Raw genomic sequence first — 20,744 nt, 5'->3', positions numbered from 1 at the left:
ATGCCCAGCACGCCCCAGCTCGCCCTGGCCGCCGCGCTGAGCGGTGCGGCGCTCGCCGTCCAGATCCTGGCCGGCGCCGCCCCGTCCACGGCCGCCGCGAGTCCGTCGCCGTCGCCCACCTTCCAGGTCGGCGAAGCCGTGCCACCGTCCAGCGCGAGCCTCCCGTCCTGCACCACCAGCGTCGACAACACCTACGTGCTGATCTCCGAGGGACGCGCCGTCGTGGTCTCCGGCACCGGTCATATCGTGCAGCAGATCCTTTCCCCCGGAGGGGCGTACGACGACGGCACGGTGCAGCTGCGCTTCAACACGGACGGCAAGAGCATCACGTACACGCCGCAGGGCGAGACGCGAGCCGTCACCCAGGTGTGCACGCCGGCCCGGTAGGGCTCAGCGGCCGAACACCTCGAAAGCCACCGCCGAAGCGCCGCCGAAGCGCTCGGCGGTGGCTGCCGTCCGCGCGGTCAGGAAGTCATGGGCGCGGGTCTCGGCGTCCTGGTCGGTCAACGCCTCGATGCGGGTGCGGGATTCGAGCAGCGAGCGCACCGCACGCTCCGGGCCGGGCTCGGCGTCGACCGCGTGGGTGGGACGGCTCGCGTCACACCTCGTCGCGTGCCATCGCCAGCAGGCGGTCCAGCACCCGTGGCGCGCCTGTGCGCAGGCCGTCGTGTTCGTACTCGTTCGTGATCCAGGTGCGCAGGCCGCGGACGGCGCGGGCGGTCTCCAGGGAGTGGGCGGTGTCGACGTACATGTCGTCGTGGTAGACGGCGGCCACGACCGGCACCTCGTTGGCGGCGAGGCGGGCGGGGTCGTACAGGGGCGTCCAGTCGGTGCGGGCGGCGAGCAGATCGGCGGTCTCGCGCAGGGGCCGCAGGGCCGGGTCGGCGTCGAACATCCAGGGGTGGACCGTCTCGCCGGTGAACAGCACCGGTGCGTCGCCCGCGAGCGCCTTGGCCGCGTCGAACTGCGGGAACTCGGCGCGGATCCGCTCGGCGGACCAGGCGGTCGGGCGGGTGTCCTGGCCGTAGATCGCCTCGTGGACGAGGGCGTACAGGGGGTGGCCGGCGTAGGACAGCAGGGACTGGGCCTGTTCCTGGAAGGCGTCGGACAGCTCCGGGCCGGCCGGTGTACGCACGAAGGCGTCCTCCAGCAGGTGATGCAGCCGGTGGCTGCCGTCGCCCGTGCCGAGCATCAGGCCGAGCGACTGGAACGCCTCGACCGTGAAGCGGTAGCCGTTCGGAAGGGTCACCTCGTGGGTGAGGAGGTGGTCGGCGATGTGGCGGGCCCGCTCGATGTCCTGCGGGTACCGGGCGTAGTGCGCGGTGACCTTGCGTTCGACGCGCGGGTAGGCCGCGCGGTAGACGTCGTCGGCGTGCGCGTGCAGGGAGGGCAGACCTCCGGTGATGACGGCGGCGTCCAGGCCCTCGGGGGCCAGGGAGAGGTACGACACCGTGCAGAAGCCGCCGAAGCTCTGGCCGAGCACGGTCCACGGGGCACCGCCGGTGACCTGACGGCGGACGGTCTCGCAGTCCCGGACGATCGAGTCGGCGCGGAAACGGGTCAGGTAGTCGGCCTGCCCGGCGGGGCCGCCACGGAGCGGAAGCGTCTGCCGGGTGGCGGGCGTGGAACTGCCGGTGCCGCGCTGGTCGAGCAGCAGCACCCGGTAGTCCTTCAGGGCCCGGTCGAGCCAGGCCTGACGTCCGACGAAACGATTCGCCCCGAAGCCCGGGCCGCCCTGGAGGTAGAGCAGCCAGGGCAGCTCCCGCCCGGCCTTGTCGCTCGCGACCACTTCCCGGGCGTACAGCTCGATCGTCTCGCCGTCCGGCCGGGCGTGGTCGAGAGGCACGACGAAACGGCGGTCGGTGAGGATGACGCCGGGCTGGCGGTAGCTGAGACTCAACGGGGCTCCCGGGACGGACGACACGGACGGGACCCAGTTCAGCACATCACCGGGCGCGGGCCGAGACCCGGGATCACCGATTCTGCTGAACGGCGGTTCAGCGGGCGGCGAGGCTGGAGCGGCGCACCACGAGTTCCGGCTGGAGCACCACCCGGCGGTGTTCGTGCGTGCGCCCGCCCTCGCCCTGTTCGGTCTCCTCCAGCAGCAGCTCGGCGGCGAGGGCGCCCATCGTGACAGCGGGCTGCCGCACCGAGGTCAGTGGTACGGCGGCCGCCGCCGCGAACTCGATGTCGTCGTAGCCGACGATCGCCAGGTCGTCGGGGACCGCGACGCCCGCCGCGTACATGGCCTGCAGGACGCCCAGGGCGAGGAGGTCGTTGGCGCAGAACACGGCGGTGGGGCGGTCGGCGAGGCCGAGCAGCCGGGCGCCGGCGTCCCGGCCGGCGGCCACGTCGAGACGTTCGGAGGGCAGTTCGCGCAGCGCCTCGGGGCCGAGCCCGGCCTCGGCGAGGGCGTTCAGCGCGCCGGTGCGGCGGTCGCGCACCTGGTTGAGGCCGGGCGGTCCGCTGACATAGGCGATGGACCCGTGCCCGGCTTCGACCAGATGACGCACGGCGAGCGCGCCGCCGGCCACGTCGTCCACGGACACCGAGCACTCGGTGGTGCCCTCGGCGACCCGGTCGACCAGCACGAACGGGATGCCGTGCCGACGGAACGCGTCGATGTTCCGGCCGGTGGCGTCGGCCGGGGTCAGCAGCACCCCGCGCACCCGCTGCTCGGCGAAGAGGGCCAGGTACTCGGCCTCCTCGCCCGCGTTCTGGGCGCTGTTGCACACCATCACGCCCAGTCCCGCGTCGCGGGCCGCCCGCTCCGCGCCACGCGCCACGTCCACGAAGAACGGGTTGCCCATGTCGAGCACGAGCAGACCCATGATCCGGCTGCGGCCCGCGCGCAACTGGCGTGCGGACTCGCTGCGGACATAACCGAGCCGGTCGATCGCCGACAGCACCCGCGCCCGGGTCTCGCTGGCGACGGTGTCCGGGCGGTTGATGACGTTCGACACCGTGCCCACCGACACTCCGGCGGCTCGGGCGACGTCCTTGATACCCACCGACTGGGCCATCGGGCGGAGACCTCCAGGGGACTGTGGGGCGGCGGGACGACCTTCACATTACCGTCATGACGGCAGCGCGAAGTCGGCCACGTGGAGGGGGGACGGCGTGGTGCCGGTGGACTTCTCCTGGTACATGAAGGACAGGACATTGTCCTCATGGACCCGCGTCTCGTCGATCACCACTTCACCGAAGGCGTTCAGGTCACCGCCGTCGTACAGCAGGGTCCAGTCGGTGTACCCGGAGGCCCGGGAGGCGGCGGCGACCCGCCCGAACGGAAGGACCGCGTAGGCGTTGTCGTGCCGGTCCAGGACGAGTCCGGTGCGCTGGCTGGAGTCGAGCGGGACGGGGATCTCGGTCTTCCGCCAGGCTCCGGAGGCGTCCTTGCGGAGGTGGAAGGCCCGCCCGTGGGCGGTGCGCTCGGAGACGTAGTCCCTGGTGCACGGGCCGAAACGGCCGGGTACGTGACTGATGATCGCGTGCGGCCGGCCGGCCGAGTCGGTCGTCTGGCTCTCCTGGTTCATCAGGCAGTGGTCGGGGCCGAGCGGGTCCACCACCACTCCAGGAGTGTGCACGGCGACCTTCTGGGGGCCTCCGGTCCTGCCCACGACCGCGCCGGTGTCGTCGCGCCAGGTCCGGCCGCGGTCGTCGGAGCGGACATAACCGGTGTCATGATTGGTCAGACCGCCGGCGCCGCACATCACGGACGCGCTCCGCTCGCGCCACGTGAAGAACGCGTGCAGCCGGCCGTGGACGTCGTAGTCGACGCCGTGCAGGTACATGTTGCGGGCGGTGCTGGACCCGTGCGCGCTGGTGTAGGTGCCCGCCGAACCGGTCCACTCCCCCAGGGCCGTCCACGTCGAACCGTCGTACTCCGCGAGGGCGTTGCGGCCGTCGCCGGAGATCCCGGCCCGGTAGCTGAGCTGCAGGCCCCCGTCGGGGGCGGGGACGAACTGCGGATAGGTGAACTCGGGCGTGAGCGCGAGTGCGTCGAGCGTGGTGCGCACGGGCCCGAAGGCGGCCGGAGTCCACGGCCGGTCGGTATCGAGGAGCCCGGCGACGGACCTCACGTAGAAGAAGCCGTCGCTGTGCGCGTCCATGACGATGTGCAGCCGGCCGTCGACGCGGGAGACGCCCATCGAGATCACGTTGTGGGAGTCGTCGCTCTTGAGGCTGTGGCCGAGCGTCACCGAGGACCACCGGTCCGCACCGGGGCCGCGGCGGGCGACGGTCGCACGGCGGTCGGCCGCGTACCAGGCCGCGTACTGCCGGCCCCGGTGGGTGAACAGGCCGCTCTTCTGGAAGGAGTTGGTGTTGACCAGGCCGTCGTACGACACGAAGTACAGGGCCCGGGCATCGAGGAGGGTACGACCGAGCCAGGTGATCTCAGGGGCCGGGTGTCTGCTGCCGACGGCGGTCATGACAGGTGGAACACCTCCGTGAGGGCTTTCATGGCCTCGGCGGGCCGGGCGCCGTCCAGCGACTCGAAGAACGGCGCCATCTCCGCCTGCCAGCGGGCGTTGACCTCGGTTGCTTCCATCGCGGCCCGGGTCGCGACGAAGTCGTCCGTCTCCAGATGGCCGACCAGCAGCCCGTCCTCGCGCAGGAACAGCGAGTGGTTGTGCCAGCCGGTCGCCCTCAGGGCGTCGAGCATCTCCGGCCGGACGGCGGCGTGCCGCTCACGGTACTCGTCGAGACGGTCCTCCCCGACCTTCAGCAGAAAGCACATCCGTTGCATCCACAACCCCCGGGACCCTGGGCCTGGCCGACCATTCCCGTCCGCCGCGCGACGCCGTGCACGCTCCCCCAACTGCCTCAAGGGCGTGGGAGGTGCCCCCCACTCACCGCACCGGCCCCGGACCCGAGTACGTCCGGTACGAGGGCCTGGGGCCGGCACGCCGACAGCACGCACCGGACGCCGCTCCTTGACGGGCACACGTTGCCCGCCGCGGCACTAGAAGTCGAACCGGCCGATGTTCTTCGCGTCGGACACGGTCGGCTTGCCGAGGGTGATCACGCCGTCCTTGCCGATCGCAGTCCGGTGAGGCCGATGTTGCGCTCGATGGACATGTCCGTCGCCAGGCCCTGGGCGCGCCGGTCCTCGGGGACCAGGGCGAGCCCGGCCGCCATGGCGGTGGACGGGGCGCCTTGGTCAGCCGGCGTCCCTCGACCTCGACCTCACCGGCGTCCCAGCGGTCGATGCCGAAGACGGCCCGCGCGACCTCGGTGCGGCCCGCGCCGACGAGCCCGGCGAGGCCGACGATCTCGCCGTGCCGCACCTCGAAGGACACGTCGGTGTAGACGCCCTCGCGGGTCAGTCGCCGTACGCTCAGGGCGACGTCGCCCGGCCGCACGTCCTGCTCGGGGTACAGCTCGTCGAGGTCGCGGCCGACCATGCGCCGTACCAGATCGTCCTCGGTCATGCCGTCGATGGGCTCGCTGGAGATCCAGGCGCCGTCGCGCAGCGTGGTGACCCGCCGGCAGAGCTCGAAGATCTCCTCCAGGCGGTGGGAGATGAACAGTACGGCGGCGCCCTGTTCGCGCAGGGTGCGCACGACGCCGAAGAGCCGGGCGACCTCGCTGCCGGTGAGGGCGGCGGTCGGCTCGTCCATGATCAGGACTCGTGCGTCGAAGGAGAGCGACTTGGCGATCTCCACGAGCTGCTGGTCGGCGATGGACAGGCCACGCGCGGGGCGGTCGGGATCGAGTTCGACCCCGAGCCGCTTCATCAGGGCGGCCGTGGCCGCGCGGGTGGCCTTGTGGTCGATCCGGCCGAGCGCGCGCCGCGGCCGGCGGCCCATGAAGATGTTCTCGGCGATCGACAGATCGGGAAAGAGCGTGGGTTCCTGATAGATCACGGCAATGCCGGCGTCGCGGGCGTCGCCGGGTCCGTGGAAGACGACGGGCTCGCCGTCGAGCAGCACCTGGCCGACGTCCGGCCGGTGCACCCCGGCGAGGGTCTTGATGAGGGTCGACTTGCCCGCGCCGTTCTCGCCGGCAAGAGCGTGCACCTCGCCGGGCAGCAGTTCCAGGGAGACGTCCCTGAGGGCGCGTACGGCACCGAAGGACTTGGAGACGCCCTTCAGCGCCAGCACCGGCGCCGGCCCCGTGTCAGGCGGGTGGGTCATGTCAGGCTCCTCGACGACACCGACCGAAGGGCCCCGAGGGCCTCCACCAGGGTCGTGAAAGGTTTCAACCGGATTGCCGGGACCGTAGGCACCACGGCCATGTCACGTCAATGGGTCCGGGTCGAAAAACTTTCGATAGCCAAAGGTCGCGACCGAGTCACGGGCAACAGGGTCGGTCGGAGCGCTTGACACCCAGCCGGAGGACTCATAGCTTGCGTTTCTGAATCGTTTCATACCGCCGTGTCGTTACGACCGCCATCACCAGGAGCCCCGCAGTGACCGACCTCGTCGCGGTGAAGGCCGCGCTCAGGACCCAGGCCGTCGAGACGCCGTCATGGGCGTACGGGAACTCGGGAACCCGGTTCAAGGTGTTCGCCCAGCCCGGCGTGCCGCGCGATCCCTGGGAGAAGCTGCAGGACGCGGCGAAGGTCCACGAGTTCACCGGCGTGGCCCCGACGGTCGCCCTGCACATCCCCTGGGACAAGGTCGACGACTACGCCGCCCTCGCCAAGTACGCCGAGGAGCGCGGGCTGAGACCGGGGGCGATCAACTCCAACACCTTCCAGGACGACGACTACCGACTCGGCAGCGTCTGCCACGCGGATCCGGCCGTCCGGCGCAAGGCGGTCGATCATCTGCTGGAGTGCGTCGACATCATGGACGCCACGGGCTCCAGGGACCTGAAGCTGTGGTTCGCCGACGGCACGAACTATCCCGGCCAGGACGACATCCGGGAGCGGCAGGACCGGCTCGCCCAGGCGCTGGCCGACGTGTACGAGCGACTCGGGGAGGGGCAGCGCATGCTGCTGGAGTACAAGCTCTTCGAACCGGCCTTCTACTCCACCGACGTCCCCGACTGGGGCACGGCCTACGCCCACTGCCTCAGGCTCGGCGACAAGGCCCAGGTCGTCGTGGACACCGGGCACCACGCGCCCGGCACCAACATCGAGTTCATCGTCGCCACCCTGCTGCGGGAGGGTAAACTCGGCGGTTTCGACTTCAACTCCCGCTTCTACGCCGACGACGACCTCATGGTCGGCGCCGCCGACCCGTTCCAGCTCTTCCGGATCATGTACGAGGTCGTCCGGGGTGGCGGGTTCACCTCCGAGGTCGCCTTCATGCTCGACCAGTGCCACAACGTCGAGGCGAGGATCCCGGCGATCATCCGGTCGGTCATGAACGTGCAGGAGGCCACGGCGAAGGCACTCCTCGTCGACCGGGAGGCGCTCGCGGCCGCGCAGCGCGAGGGCGACGTGCTCGGGGCGAACGCGGTGCTGATGGACGCGTACAACACGGATGTACGGCCCCTGCTGGCCGTGGTGCGGGAGGAACTGGGCCTGGACCCCGACCCGGTGGGCGCGTACCGGCGTTCCGGCTGGGCCGAGAGGATCTCCGAGGAACGGGTCGGGGGTCGGCAGGCGGGCTGGGGGGCCTGATCGGACCTGCGGCGGGCTCGGGCCCGGCCGGGGCACGAAAGGCACGGGCCTGATCGGGACTCGGCCAGGGCGGGCCCGGTCAGGGGTCACGGACAGCCTCGGCGTCCGAGCCGAGGACACGCGCGGCGATGTCGCCGGCCCGCTCGGGGGTCGCAGTCGATCACGTGGTACGCGGTGAACTGCTGGGGGGTGCCGGTGAGCGGGCCGCCGTCACGGACGGTCCTCGCAGGGTGTCCCGCGGGTGGGCCAGGCCGGCCCCCTGTGCATCTCCCCGGTGCCCCAGGTCCCGAGCGCCTCGTGCCGACGGAACACCTCCGCCCGTTCGGCCGCCGTCATCTGTCGGTCACCGCGGGATCGGTGCACCCGAGCGCCCTGCGCCTCATGCCGCCGCCTCGGCCGCGGGAGCCACCGCGAGGGCCGCACGGACCAGTGCCGCCGTGGCGGTCGAGCGGGACTGCTGGGGCCAGGCGATGGACAGGGCGGCCGGGGGCGCGTCCGGGATCCGGCGATAGACGACACCCGGACGGGGGTAGCGGGTGGTGACCGATTCGGGGAGCAGCGTGACCACCTCGCCCAGTTCGACGAGGGCGACCAGTTGGGGCAGGTCGGCGATGCCGTGCCGCGCCACGATCGCGTCGAGGTAGCGGGGCAGGCTGTCGGGGCTGCCCGCATCGACGCCGGGCAGGGCGAGGTCGGCGAGGGCGAGGTGGCTGCGGGCGGTGAGGGGGTGGGTGGCCGGGAGCGCGGCGAGACGGGGTTCGACGGCCAGCCTTTCGGCATCCAGGCCCGTGTGGTCGAACGGCTCGTAGACCAGGGCCGCGTCGGCCTCGCCCGCGCGCAGCAGCCGTGTCTGCTCGCGCCAGCCGGAGAGACGGACGGTGACGGGCCTGGCCCCGCGCTCGGTGGCGTAGCGGGCCAGGAGGGGTTCCAGCAGGCCCGCGTCCCCGTCGGCCTTGACTGCCAGGACGAGCTTGGGCTCCGGGCCGGCCGCCCGCTGGGCCCGCCGGCAGGCGGCGTGCAGCGCGTCGAGGGCGATCCTGGCCTCCTCCAGCAGGACGGTGCCGGACGGGGTGAGGGCGACGCTGTGTGTGGTGCGCTCGAAGAGGGTGACGCCCAGGTCGGTCTCCAGCTTGCGGATGGCGCGGGACAGGGGCGGGGCGGAGATGCCCAGCCGCTCGGCGGCTCGGGTGAAGTTGAGTTCCTCCGCGACGGCGACGAAGTAGCGCAGTGCCCGGGACTCCATGACCTGGCACCTCCGTTCGGTATGTCCCAGAGGGTAACAAGCCGGATCCAGCGGGTCCTTCCGTGCCGTGGACGCCCCGGCGCAGGATCGACGCACACGGCCGCCCGGTGCGCCGGCCGATGCCGCCGGACACCGACGGCCTCTTCCCCCGACCCCCTTGGAGCTGTTTCATGCTTGTCATCACCACCCCGACCGGTCAGATCGGCCGACAGGTCGTCGACCGCCTCCTCGACGCCGGCCGGCCGGTCCGGGTGATCGCGCGCGATCCGGACCGGCTCGCCCCGGACGTGCGCGAGCGGGTCGAGGTCGTCCAGGGTTCGCATCACGACCATGAGGTCGTCCTGAAGGCGTTCGCGGGCGCGGATGCCGTGTTCTGGCTGGTGCCGCCGGACCCGAGCGCCCCGAGCGTCGGGAACCACGTCCTGGATCCCACGCGGTCGGCGTGCGAGGCGATCCGCGGCCAGGGCGTTCGGCGGGTCGTCGCGGTGTCGAGCATGGGCCGGGGAATCGGCAGGAACGCCGGCCACCTGTCGGCGGCCCAGGCCGGCGAGGACCTGATCAGGGCCACCGGCGTGCGGTTCCGGGCGCTTCGGCCTCCGGCCTTCATGGAGAACCTGCTCCGGAGCCTCGACACCGTCAGGCAGCAGGGCGCGATCTTCTGGCCGCATCCCGCGGACCGTACCTTCGCCCTCGTCGCCACCCGGGACGTCGCCGCGCGGGCCGCCGGGTTCCTGCTGGACGACTCGTGGAGCGGCCAGGAGACGGTGCCCGTGGTCAGCCCGGACTCCCTGACGCCCGCCGGCATCGCGCGGATCGTCGCAAAGGTGCTGGAGCGGCCCGTCCGCTACCAGGAGGTGCCAGTCGAGGCGTACCGGGCCACGATGCTGGAGCACGGCGCGAGCGAGGCCTGGGCGCAAGGCCTGGCGGACATGGCCGTGGCCCAGAACCGGGGCGCCTACGACGAGGAGCACCGCACCGCCCTCCCTGGTCCGACCGGGTTCCGTCAGTGGTGCGAGGAGGTGCTCAGGCCCGCGTACCTGGGTGAGCATCCCGCCGTGTGATCACTCGGGTCGGTGCAGGGGTGCCGGTTCGCGAGTGGCGGCCGGGTGGGAGGTGCGGCCGGCGGAAAGTGCGGTGGCCATCCGGCGGTGGGAACCGGGTGCGGACGGCTCGCCGTCCCCCGCGTGCCGGCCCGCGTCCTCCGCTGCGCCGATCGGCGTCGTACCCGCGGGCCCGGCGGCGAGCCGGAGGCCGGGCCGGCACGCGGGGCGCGCCCACCGCTCGGCGGCATCGCGCCGTTGGTACCCCTGAAGTGGGTTGTGAATCGTTTCATAGCACTTGTCGAACACGGCACAGCACCCCGAGGGCCCCGAGAAGAAGACACCGACACCCATCTACCACCGACAGTCGGATACGCCCACATCTTGACGACGCGGCCTGCAGGCCACTAGGTTCCTGAAACGATTCAACCTTGCATTCCCGACGACACGAGGAAGAGAACCGCTCATGGCACCCCACCCCGAAGCCGCCGCCCTGCTGGCCCGGTCCCATCGGCTAGGCTCCGATCCCCGTAACACCAACTACGCAGGCGGCAACGCCTCGGCGAAGGGCACCGGCATCGACCCGGTGACCGGCGGCGATGTCGAGCTGATGTGGGTGAAGGGGTCGGGTGGTGACCTCGGGACGCTCACCGAGGCCGGACTCGCCGTACTGCGGCTGGACCGGCTGCGGGCGCTGAAGGGCGTGTACCCGAGCGTCGGCCACGAGGACGAGATGGTCGCGGCCTTCGACTACTGCCTGCACGGCAAGGGCGGGGCGGCCCCCTCCATCGACACGGCCATGCACGGGCTCGTCGAGGCCGCGCACGTCGACCATCTGCACCCGGACTCCGGCATCGCGCTGGCCTGCGCGGCCGACGGGGAGAAGCTGACCGCCGAGTGTTTCGGCGACACGGTGGTCTGGGTGCCGTGGCGGCGGCCCGGATTCCAGCTGGGTCTGGACATCGCAGCGGTGAAGGAGGCCAACCCGCAGGCCATCGGGTGTGTTCTCGGCGGCCACGGGATCACCGCGTGGGGTGAGACCTCCGAGGAGTGCGAGCGCAACTCGCTGCACATCATCCGCACCGCCGAGGCGTTCCTCGCCGAGCGCGGCAGGACGGAGCCCTTCGGGCCGGTGCTCGAGGGGTACGAGGCTCTCCCCGACGCCGAGCGGCGGGAGCGGGCGGCCGCCCTGGCGCCGTACGTCCGGGCCGTCGCCTCCCAGGACAAGCCGCAGGTCGGTCACTTCACCGACACCGACACCGTCCTGGACTTCCTGGGTCGCACCGAGCATCCGCGGCTCGCCGCGCTCGGCACCTCCTGCCCCGACCACTTCCTGCGGACCAAGGTGCGGCCACTGGTGCTCGACCTGCCGCCGACCGCTCCGCTGGAGCGTGCCGTGACCCGGCTGAAGGAGTTGCACGCCGCCTACCGCGAGGAGTACGCCGCCTACTACGAGCGGCACGCGACCCCCGACTCCCCCGCCCTGCGCGGCGCCGACCCGGCGATCGTGCTGATCCCGGGCGTGGGCATGTACAGCTTCGGCAAGGACAAGCAGACGGCACGCGTGGCCGGGGAGTTCTACGTCAACGCCGTCAACGTCATGCGCGGCGCGGAAGCGGTGTCGACGTACGCGCCGATCGAGGAGTCGGAGAAGTTCCGCATCGAGTACTGGGCGCTGGAGGAGGCCAAGCTCCAGCGGATGCCGGAGCCGAAACCGCTGGCGGCCAGGGTGGCTGTGGTGACGGGGGCGGGCAGCGGGATCGGGAAGGCGATCGCCCAGCGGCTCGCCGCCGAGGGCGCCTGTGTGGTGGTCGCGGACCTCGACGGCGAGAGCGCCTCCCAGGTCGCCGAGGAGCTGGGCGGCCCGGACAGGGCGTTCGCGGTGACCGTCGACGTCACGTCCGAGGAACAGATCGCGCAGGCCTTCGAGTCGGCCGTGCTCGCCTTCGGCGGGGTCGACCTGGTCGTCAACAACGCGGGCATCTCCATCTCGAAGCCGTTGCTGGAGACGTCGGCGCGCGACTGGGACCTGCAGCACGACGTCATGGCCCGCGGTTCCTTCCTGGTCTCGCGGGAGGCGGCGCGGGTGATGATCGCCCAGGGGCTGGGCGGTGACATCGTGTACATCGCCTCCAAGAACGCCGTGTTCGCCGGGCCCGACAACATCGCCTACTCCGCGACCAAGGCCGACCAGGCCCACCAAGTACGGCTCCTGGCAGCCGAGTTGGGTGGACACGGCATCCGGGTCAACGGGGTCAACCCCGACGGTGTGGTGCGCGGATCCGGGATCTTCGCGGGCGGCTGGGGTGCGCAGCGGGCGGCGGTGTACGGGGTGCCGGAGGAGAAGCTGGGCGAGTTCTACGCCCAGCGGACGATCCTGAAGCGGGAAGTGCTGCCGGAGCACGTGGCCAACGCGGTGTTCGCCCTGACGGGCGGCGAGCTGACCCGCACCACCGGGCTGCACGTGCCGGTCGACGCCGGCGTCGCGGCCGCCTTCCTGCGGTGAGCGGACCCGTGAAGGCGTACGCCGCGGTCGATCTCGGCGCCTCCAGCGGGCGGGTGATGGTCGGCCGGGTGGGCCCGGACTCGCTGGAGCTGAGCGAGGCGCACCGGTTCCCCAACCGGCCGGTGCGGCTCGAAGAGGGACTGCGCTGGGACATCCTCGCGCTGTACGGCGGTGTGCTGGACGGGCTGCGGGCGGCGGGCCGGGTGGACTCGGTCGGCATCGACAGCTGGGCCGTGGACTACGGCCTGCTGGACGCCGACGGGTCTCTGCTGGGCAACCCGGTGCACTACCGCGACACCCGCACCGAGGGGGTCGCGGAGAAGGTGTGGGCGAGAGCGCCGGCCGAGGAGCTGTACGCGGCCACCGGACTGCAGTACGCCCCGTTCAACACCCTGTACCAGCTCGTGGCCGCCCGCCCCACCGCCCAATTCGGCCAGGCCCGGCGGCTGTTGCTCGTCCCGGACCTGATCTCGTACTGGCTCACCGGCGAACAGGGCACCGAGCTGACCAACGCCTCCACCACTCAGCTCGTCGATCCCCGGACGCGGACGTGGTCGTACGACGTCGCCGGCCGGCTCGGAATCGACCTGGGGCTGTTCGCGCCGTTGCGACGGCCCGGCGACGCGGCGGGCGTGCTGCGCCCCGAGGTGTTGGAGGAGACCGGGCTGACCGGTCCCGTGCCGGTGACGGCGGTCGGCTCGCACGACACCGCCTCGGCGGTGGCCGCGGTCCCGACCACCGGTGAGCGCTTCGCCTACATCTGCACGGGCACCTGGTCCCTGGCCGGTCTTGAGCTGACCGCTCCGGTGCTCACGCAGGAGAGCCGGGCCGCGAACTTCAGCAACGAGTTGGGGCTCGACGGCACGGTCCGGTATCTGCGCAACATCATGGGGCTGTGGCTGCTCCAGGAGTGCCGGCGTGCCTGGGGAGAGACGGATTTGGGGACGCTGCTGCGTGCGGCCGGCGGTGTGCCGGCGCTGCGCTCGGTGGTGGACGCCGGCGACGAGGGCTTCCTGGCGCCGGGGCGGATGCCGGAGCGGATCGCCGAGGCGTGCCGGGCGTCCGGGCAGCCGGTTCCGGTGACGCGGGCGGAGGTCACCCGGTGCATCCTGGACTCCCTCGCCCTCGCCCACCGGCGGGCCGTCGAGGACGCCCAGCGGCTCGCCGACCATCCGGTGGACGTGGTGTACGTCGTCGGCGGCGGCACCCGCAACGCGCTGCTGTGCCAGCTCACCGCCGACGCCTGCGGGCTGCCCGTGGTCGCCGGTGCCACGGAGGCGGCGGCCCTGGGCAACGTCCTGGTCCAGGCCCGCGCCCACGGGCTGGTCGGCGATCTGCCTGCGATGCGCGGGCTGCTCACGCGCACCCAGCCGCTGACCCGGTACACGCCCCGGGGCGACGCGACCCGCTGGCGGGAGGCCGAGGCACGGCTCGCCACCCGGTGAGCGGCGCCCCTCCCTTCGACGGTGTCCGCCGACTACCCTGCACTCGTCCGATGACCGATTCCGAGGAGCCGTGATGCGTGTCGCCCTGTTCCTGACCTGTGTCAACGACACGCTCTATCCGGACACGGGTCGCGCCGTGGTGAAACTGCTGACCAGACTGGGTGTCGAGGTCGACTTCCCGAGGGGCCAGAGCTGCTGCGGGCAGGCGCACTTCAACACCGGATACCGGCATGAGGCCGAGCCGCTGGCCCGGCACTTCTCCGATGTCTTCGGCGGGTACGAGGCGATCGTGACCCCGTCCGGGTCGTGCGGCGCCATGGTGCGGGAGCTGTATCCGCGGATGGGCGAGCGGGCGCGTGCCGAGGGGCGCGGGGACTCGCTGGCGCGGACGCTGGCGCCGGTGGTACCGAAGACGTACGAGCTGACGGAGTTTCTGGTGGACGTGCTCGGCGTGACGGACGTCGGGGCGTACTACCCGCACACGGTCACCTACCATCCCACCTGTCACGGGCTGCGCTCGCTCGGCCTGGGCGACCGGCCCCGGCGGCTGCTGGAGGCGGTCGAGGGCCTGGAGCTGGTGGAGCTGCCGGGGGCGGAGGAGTGCTGTGGCTTCGGCGGCACGTTCGCGGTGAAGAACGCGGAGGTGTCGGCGGCGATGGGCGCGGACAAGGTGCGCAACGCCGAGTCGACGGGGGCCGAGGTGCTGTGCGCGGCCGACAACTCGTGCCTGATGCACATCGGGGGCACCATGAGCCGGCTGAAGGTGGGCATGCGGCCGGTGCACATCGCGGAGATCCTGGCGAGCACGGAGGAGGAACCGGCGGCATGAGCGCAACGTTCGTCGGCATGCCGGCCTTCCCGAAGGCCGCGCACGAGGCCGTACACAATCCCACCCTGCGCGGCAATCTGCGGCACGCGACGCACACCATCCGCGCCAAGCGGGCCCGCGCGGTGGCCGAACTGGACGACTGGGCGGCGCTGCGTGAAGCAGGCCGCCGGATCAAGGAGCACACCCTGCGCCGTCTCGACCGGTATCTGGAGCAGTTGGAGGAGTCGGTCACGGCGGCGGGTGGCACGGTCCACTGGGCCGCGGACGCCGAGGAGGCCAACCGGATCGTCGCGGGCCTGGTGAAGGCGACCGGCGAGTCGGAGGTCGTCAAGGTCAAGTCGATGGCCACGCAGGAGATCGGGCTCAACGAAGCCCTGGAGGCCGAGGGCATCCGCGCCTACGAGACCGATCTCGCCGAACTCATCGTGCAGTTGGGCAAGGACCGGCCCTCGCACATCCTGGTGCCGGCCATCCATCGCAACCGGGGTGAGATCCGGGACATCTTCCGGTCGCAGATGGGGGCGTGGGGCCGGCCCGCGCCCGAGGGCTTGACCGACACACCGGCCGAACTCGCCGAGGCCGCCCGGCTGCACCTGCGGGAGAAGTTCCTGCGGGCCAGGGTCGGGATCTCCGGGGCCAACTTCATGGTCGCCGAGACCGGCACCCTCGTGGTGGTCGAGTCCGAGGGCAACGGGCGGATGTGCCTGACCCTGCCGGAGACGCTGATCTCGGTCGTGGGCATCGAGAAGGTGGTGCCCACCTGGCGGGACCTGGAGGTCTTCCTGCAGACCCTCCCCCGCTCCTCCACCGCCGAGCGCATGAACCCGTACACGAGCATGTGGACCGGCACCACGGACGAGGACGGCCCACACGCCTTCCACCTCGTCCTGCTCGACAACGGCCGCACCGACACCCTCGCCGACCGGGTCGGCCGCCAGGCACTGCGCTGCATCCGCTGCTCGGCCTGCCTCAACGTCTGCCCCGTGTACGAACGGGCCGGCGGGCACGCCTACGGCTCGGTCTACCCCGGCCCGATCGGTGCCATCCTCAGCCCACAACTGCGGGGCACGGCAAGCGAGATCGACGCCTCCCTGCCGTACGCGTCGAGTCTGTGCGGCGCCTGCTACGAGGTGTGCCCGGTCGCCATCGACATCCCCGAGGTGCTGGTGCATCTGCGGGAGCGGGTCGTGGAGGGCGGCCCGGCGGTACGGCAGGGCAACAAGGTCGTACTGAAGCCCGCCAAGGGGCACGCGGCAGAGCGGGCGGCCATGCGCGCGGCACGCTGGGCCTTCACCCACCCCGCCGCCCTGCGCACCGGTCAGCGGCTCGCCTCCCGCACCCGCCGGCTGCACCCCCGCACCCTGCCGGGCCCGGGCAGGGCATGGACCGGTACCCGGGACCTGCCGGCCGTACCGGCGGAGCCCTTCCGGGACTGGTGGCAGCGCACGCGCGGCGGAGAGGACGGCGCCAGGTGAACAGCAGGGAAAGGATCCTGGGCCGGGTACGGCGGGCGCTCGCCGATGTGCCTGCCGACGAGCGGCCGTACGAGGAGACCGTCGCCCGGGACTACCTGCGCGAGCACGGGACGAGGACCGGCGAGCAGACGGTGGAGCTGCTGGCCGAGAACCTCGCGGACTACCGCGCGATCGTGCACCGCACCGAGGCCGGGGGAATCGCGGACCTCGTCGGGCGGCTGCTGGCCGAGCACGGCACGCGGGAGGCGCTCGTGCCGCCGGGACTGCCGGCACAGTGGCTGGCCGCAGCGGACGTGGTGCGGATCGAGGACCGGCCGGACAGCACACCACAGGAACTGGACCGGGTGGACAGCGTGGTGACGGGCTGTGCCGTGGCGATCGCCGAGACCGGCACGATCGTTCTGGACGGCTCCCCCGACCAGGGCCGGCGTCGCATCTCGCTCGTCCCGGACCACCACATCTGTGTCGTCCGTGTCCCGGACCAGGTGGTCTCCTCGGTCCCACAGGCCCTCGTACACCTGGATCCCGCCCGCCCGTTGACGTGGATCTCGGGCCCGTCGGCGACCAGCGACATCGAACTCGACCGGGTGGAGGGCGTACACGGCCCGCGCACGCTGGAAGTGATCCTGCTGGGTTGACGGATCCTTGGCGCCACTTCACTCCCGCCGCGTCCGGCAGCGCTGTCATCACCTGTCCGTCGTCCAGGCCGCCCGCGCGGGGACGTCTTGCCGGTGGAGGCCATGGAGGGAGGTCGCCCGGATCGGCGGACGCAGGGAAACCGATCGGTGTGCATCGCTCGCCGACCCGCACCGCCCACGTCGCGATCTCCTCGCGGACGGCCCGGATCCGCGTGACAGGCACCGTGAACAAGCGCTTGGATAGGAGTCCGGACACCGCTCCCGACCCGCCGGAGGCCCCGTTGTTCACGTCCGTCGACGATGTCTGCGCCCGCCTCGCCGAGACCGGCTACCTCGCCTCGCCCGCCGTCGCCACGACCGTGTTCCTCGCCGACCGGCTCGGCAAGCCGCTGCTGGTGGAGGGCCCTGCCGGGGTCGGCAAGACCGAGCTGGCCAAGGCCGTCGCGCAGGTCGCCGGGGCCCGTCTGGTCCGGCTCCAGTGCTACGAGGGCGTGGACGAGTCCCGGGCGCTGTACGAGTGGAACCACGCCAAGCAACTGCTGCGGATCAGCGCCGGGCGCGACGAGAGCTGGGACGAGACCCGCACCGACATCTTCAGCGAGGAGTTCCTGCTTCCCCGTCCGCTGCTCACCGCCATCCGCGGCGACGAGCCGACGGTGCTGCTGATCGACGAGACCGACAAGGCCGACGTCGAGATGGAGGGCCTGCTGCTGGAGGTGCTCAGCGACTTCCAGATCACGGTGCCGGAGCTGGGCACGGTCACCGCGACCCGCCGCCCGTTCGTGGTCCTCACCTCCAACGCCGGCCGGGAGCTGTCCGAGGCGCTGCGCCGCCGCTGTCTGTTCCTGCACATCGGGTTCCCCGAGGAGGAGCTGGAGCGACGGATCGTCCGGCTGAAGGTGCCGGGTCTCGGCGCGGTGCTGGCCGAGTCGGTGGTACGGGTGGTCGGCGCCCTGCGCGCGATGGACCTGCGCAAGGCGCCGTCCGTCGCCGAGACCGTCGACTGGGCGCGCACCCTGCTGGCGCTGGGCGCCGACACCCTGGACGAGACGGTCGTACGGGACAGTCTCGGCGTGCTCCTCAAGCACCAGGACGACATCCAGAGGGCGGCGTCGAAGCTCGACCTGGACGCGCTGTGACCGAGGTCGCCGAGCGGATCGCCGGACTCGTCGGGGCGCTGCGCGCGCACGGCGTGCGGATCGGCACCGGTGAGACGGTGGACGCGGCCCGCGCGGCGGAGGCGCTGGGGCTCGCGGACCGGCAACGCCTGCGTGAGGGGCTGGCCGCGACGCTGCTGCACGGCCCCGGACAGCGAGCGGTGTTCGACCCGGTCTTCGACCTGTACTTCCCGCGCGGGGTCGGGGGCCCGGACGGCGGCCCCGGGAACCGGGAGGAGTTGCGCGACCGGCTGGCGAAGGCCCTGGTCGTCGACGACCGGGCCCTGATGGCCCGGTTGGCGGTGGAGGCGGTCGACGGCTTCGGCGGCTACGGCAGTTCACCCGGCTCGGACGGCTTCTCGGCGTACCAGACGCTCGAACGGCTGCGCCCGCAGACTCTGCTGGCCCGGGTGCGGGCGGACGTCCGGGGCGGGCAGGGCAGTGGCGCGGATTTCGCCGACCGGCTGCTGGACGACGAGATCCGGCGCCGGATCGAGGAGTTCCGGCGGATGGTCGGCGCCGAGGCGCGGCGCCGGGTCGCCGAGCGGCGCGGGCGGCGCGAGATCGCCCGGCGCGGGGTCGTGCCGACCGCGGACCGGGTGGACTTCCTGTACGCCGGCCGGGACCAGCTGGCCGAGCTGCGCAGGGCGGTCCAGCCGCTCGCGCGCAAGCTGGCGACCCGGCTCGCCGCGCGCCGGCGCCGGGCCGCGCGCGGCACGGTCGACCTGCGCCGCACCCTGCGTTCCTCGTTGTCCACGGGCGGGGTGCCGATGCGGCCGGTGCTGCGCCGGCGCCGCCCGGCGCGCCCCGACCTGGTGCTGCTGTGCGACGTGTCCGGCTCGGTGTCCGGCTTCTCCGATTTCACCATGCTGCTGGTGCAGGCGCTGCACGACCAGTTCGGCAGGGTCCGGGTGTTCGCCTTCGTCAACCGGCTGGACGAGGTGACCGGCCTGCTCGGCCACGGCCGCGCCGGCCCCGACGGGCTCGGCGCCCGCATCCACGCCGAGGCCCGACTCACCGGCTGGCACGGCAGCAGCGACTACGGCATGGCGCTGGGTGAGTTCGCCGAGCGGTACGGCGACGCGGTGGGCCCGCGCACGACCGTGTTCGTCCTCGGTGACGCCCGTACGAACAGGAGCGACCCGAACCTGGCCGCCGTACGGGAGATCACCGGACGGGCCCGCCGTGTGTACTGGCTGAACCCCGAGCCGCGCGGCCGGTGGGGCACCGGCGACTCCGCCGCACCCGCGTACGCCGACCTGGTCGAGATGCACGAATGCCGTACGGCCCGACAGCTCAGCGCCCTCGTCGCCCGGCTGCTGCCGGTGTGATCGAGCGGTGACGGGTGCGGGGGCGGGGTAGGGCGGCGGCGGGTGACACGCGGACCGGGCCGCTCCGCGCGCGACCCGCTCCGGTGGCCGGCGCACCGGCGCAGGCCACCGTCGCCGCGCTGGTGTTCTTGGCGGTGCGCGGCGGTCCCTCCCGCCCGACCGAACCGGCCCGGCCCCCGCATCCGCCGACCGGCACGCCGTCCCCGGTCCCGAGCCGGGTCACGTCGTCCACGGCCGAGCCGTCCTCGACCGCGACCCACCCATGAGTCCGCCACCGTCCGCAGGCCCGGGACCCGCCACCCCCGGCCTCCGGGAGGAGGGTCACGGTGACCGTCCGGGCCGCGTGCGAGGCGGAGGCGTGCAGACCCTCCGACACAGGTCAGTGATTGAACTCGCCAAGGAAAATCCTGCTTCCGCACTCACCCGCACGACGGCCGCGCCGCTAAGTTGGGCGCCATGAGCAATCTTGACCGCGCGCCCGTGCCCGGCTTCTGCGGCGGCCGCGGATTCGTGGTGGCCGAGCCCGTACGCGAGCTGCTGAGCCCCCGCCAGGTGAAGCTGGGCGAGTCCACCGAGGTGCGCCGGCTCCTGCCGAACCTGGGTCGCCGCATGATCGGCGCGTGGGCATTCGTCGACCAATACGGCCCGGACGACATCGCCGACGAACCCGGCATGCAGGTGCCGCCGCATCCGCACATCGGGCTGCAGACGGTCAGCTGGCTGCACGAGGGCGAGGTGCTGCACCGCGACTCGACGGGCAGCCTGCAGACGATCCGGCCCCGGCAGCTGGGCCTCATGACCTCCGGTCGCGGCATCAGCCACTCCGAGGAGAGCCCCCGCCCGCACTCCCGCTTCCTGCACGGTGCCCAGCTGTGGGTCGCCCTGCCCGACGGACACCGCAACACCGAACCGAAGTTCGAGTACCACCCCGACCTGCCCACCGCCACCGCTCCCGGCCTGACCGCCACGGTGATCCTCGGCGACCTGGACGGCTCCGCCTCACCGGGTACGACGTACACCCCGATCGTCGGCGCGGACCTCGCCCTCACCCGGGGCGCCGACGTACGCCTGCCGGTGGACCCCGACTTCGAGTACGGCGTCCTCGCCATGTCCGGCGAGGTCCACGTCGACGGCGTGCCGGTGCTGCCGGGCTCGATGCTCTACCTCGGCTGCGGCCGCTCCGAACTCCCGCTGCGCGCCGAGTCGGACGCCGGGATCATGCTCCTGGGCGGCGAACCGTTCGCGGAGGAGCTGATCATGTGGTGGAACTTCGTCGCCCGCTCCCAGGAAGAGATCGTACAGGCTCGCGAGGACTGGATGAAGGGGGTTCGTTTCGGCGCGGTGAAGGGCTACGACGGAGCTCCGCTGCCAGCACCCGAGCTGCCGCCGGTGCCGTTGAAACCACGCGGAAGGGTGCGCTGACCTGGGAGTATCTGGTCTGCCGGTCAGGTCGGTTCGAGACGATCCCGCCGCCCGCCTCGCAAAGAGTGTCTGTGGCGGCTAG

The 20,744-nt window shown here is 72.3% G+C and carries 17 protein-coding genes and 1 pseudogene; 11 read left to right on the top strand and 7 right to left on the bottom strand.

All coding sequences use genetic code 11. The annotated features are described in order from the left end of the window. Positions 1-387, top strand: coding sequence for a hypothetical protein (locus AC5WRT_RS33175; protein ID WP_496097777.1), 387 nt, complete (start codon positions 1-3; stop codon positions 385-387). Between the two features lie 3 nt (positions 388-390). On the opposite strand, the gene AC5WRT_RS33170 is transcribed toward AC5WRT_RS33175, so the two are convergent. The 6 genes and pseudogenes from AC5WRT_RS33170 to AC5WRT_RS33145 form a co-directional block, all read right to left on the bottom strand. Next, the gene (locus tag AC5WRT_RS33170; protein ID WP_496097776.1) at positions 391-546 is read right to left on the bottom strand and encodes a hypothetical protein; all 156 of its coding nucleotides are present in this window, start codon (positions 544-546) and stop codon (positions 391-393) included. A 52-nt stretch (positions 547-598) separates the two neighbouring features. Continuing rightward, complete coding sequence (locus AC5WRT_RS33165; protein ID WP_496097775.1) at positions 599-1,900, bottom strand: alpha/beta fold hydrolase; 1,302 nt, start codon at positions 1,898-1,900, stop codon at positions 599-601. Positions 1,901-1,997: 97 nt separating this feature from the next. Continuing rightward, complete coding sequence (locus AC5WRT_RS33160) at positions 1,998-3,023, bottom strand: LacI family DNA-binding transcriptional regulator (RefSeq protein WP_496097774.1); 1,026 nt, start codon at positions 3,021-3,023, stop codon at positions 1,998-2,000. Between the two features lie 54 nt (positions 3,024-3,077). Further along, on the bottom strand, positions 3,078-4,433 hold the full coding sequence (locus tag AC5WRT_RS33155; RefSeq protein WP_496097773.1) for a BNR repeat-containing protein: 1,356 nt from the start codon (positions 4,431-4,433) through the stop codon (positions 3,078-3,080). Next, on the bottom strand, positions 4,430-4,750 hold the full coding sequence (locus AC5WRT_RS33150) for an L-rhamnose mutarotase (protein ID WP_496097772.1): 321 nt from the start codon (positions 4,748-4,750) through the stop codon (positions 4,430-4,432). The genes AC5WRT_RS33155 and AC5WRT_RS33150 overlap by 4 nt, the downstream gene beginning before the upstream one ends. Positions 4,751-5,043: 293 nt before the next feature. Further along, positions 5,044-6,140, bottom strand: a pseudogene (locus AC5WRT_RS33145) (sugar ABC transporter ATP-binding protein); the annotation flags it as partial. Between the two features lie 275 nt (positions 6,141-6,415). Here AC5WRT_RS33145 and rhaI point away from each other — a divergent pair. Then, positions 6,416-7,576 (top strand): L-rhamnose isomerase, encoded by a 1,161-nt coding sequence (gene rhaI / locus AC5WRT_RS33140; protein ID WP_496097771.1) that lies wholly within the window; start codon positions 6,416-6,418, stop codon positions 7,574-7,576. Positions 7,577-7,955: 379 nt separating this feature from the next. On the opposite strand, the gene AC5WRT_RS33135 is transcribed toward rhaI, so the two are convergent. Next, positions 7,956-8,819: a LysR family transcriptional regulator gene (locus AC5WRT_RS33135; RefSeq protein WP_496097770.1), complete on the bottom strand. Its 864-nt coding sequence runs from the start codon at positions 8,817-8,819 to the stop codon at positions 7,956-7,958. A gap of 170 nt (positions 8,820-8,989) precedes the next feature. On the opposite strand from AC5WRT_RS33135, the gene AC5WRT_RS33130 reads away from it, so the two are divergent. From AC5WRT_RS33130 to AC5WRT_RS33090, 9 genes are all read left to right on the top strand, one after another. Further along, a complete protein-coding gene (locus AC5WRT_RS33130; protein WP_496097769.1) occupies positions 8,990-9,880 on the top strand; it encodes an NAD(P)H-binding protein in 891 nt (296 codons plus the stop codon). A 445-nt stretch (positions 9,881-10,325) separates the two neighbouring features. Then, complete coding sequence (locus AC5WRT_RS33125; RefSeq protein ID WP_496097768.1) at positions 10,326-12,365, top strand: bifunctional aldolase/short-chain dehydrogenase; 2,040 nt, start codon at positions 10,326-10,328, stop codon at positions 12,363-12,365. Between the two features lie 8 nt (positions 12,366-12,373). Beyond that, positions 12,374-13,810, top strand: coding sequence for a rhamnulokinase (locus AC5WRT_RS33120; protein WP_496097814.1), 1,437 nt, complete (start codon positions 12,374-12,376; stop codon positions 13,808-13,810). 73 nt (positions 13,811-13,883) lie between these two features. Then, positions 13,884-14,639, top strand: coding sequence for a (Fe-S)-binding protein (locus AC5WRT_RS33115; RefSeq protein WP_496097767.1), 756 nt, complete (start codon positions 13,884-13,886; stop codon positions 14,637-14,639). Further along, the gene (locus AC5WRT_RS33110; RefSeq protein WP_496097766.1) at positions 14,636-16,114 is read left to right on the top strand and encodes a LutB/LldF family L-lactate oxidation iron-sulfur protein; all 1,479 of its coding nucleotides are present in this window, start codon (positions 14,636-14,638) and stop codon (positions 16,112-16,114) included. The genes AC5WRT_RS33115 and AC5WRT_RS33110 overlap by 4 nt, the downstream gene beginning before the upstream one ends. Continuing rightward, entirely contained in the window at positions 16,111-16,752 is a 642-nt protein-coding gene (locus AC5WRT_RS33105) for a LutC/YkgG family protein (protein WP_496097765.1), read from the top strand. The genes AC5WRT_RS33110 and AC5WRT_RS33105 overlap by 4 nt, the downstream gene beginning before the upstream one ends. Positions 16,753-17,033: 281 nt before the next feature. Beyond that, a complete protein-coding gene (locus AC5WRT_RS33100; RefSeq protein ID WP_496097813.1) occupies positions 17,034-17,891 on the top strand; it encodes an AAA family ATPase in 858 nt (285 codons plus the stop codon). Next, a complete protein-coding gene (locus AC5WRT_RS33095; protein WP_496100878.1) occupies positions 17,888-19,240 on the top strand; it encodes a vWA domain-containing protein in 1,353 nt (450 codons plus the stop codon). Before AC5WRT_RS33100 ends, AC5WRT_RS33095 begins: the two co-directional genes overlap by 4 nt. A 456-nt stretch (positions 19,241-19,696) precedes the next feature. Then, the gene (locus tag AC5WRT_RS33090; protein ID WP_496097763.1) at positions 19,697-20,662 is read left to right on the top strand and encodes a pirin family protein; all 966 of its coding nucleotides are present in this window, start codon (positions 19,697-19,699) and stop codon (positions 20,660-20,662) included. Positions 20,663-20,744 lie beyond the last annotated feature (82 nt).

This window comes from Streptomyces sp. NTD91 (assembly GCF_059510455.1).
Note: the sequence above shows the minus strand (reverse complement) of the source record. Positions and strands in the feature narration are given on the sequence as shown.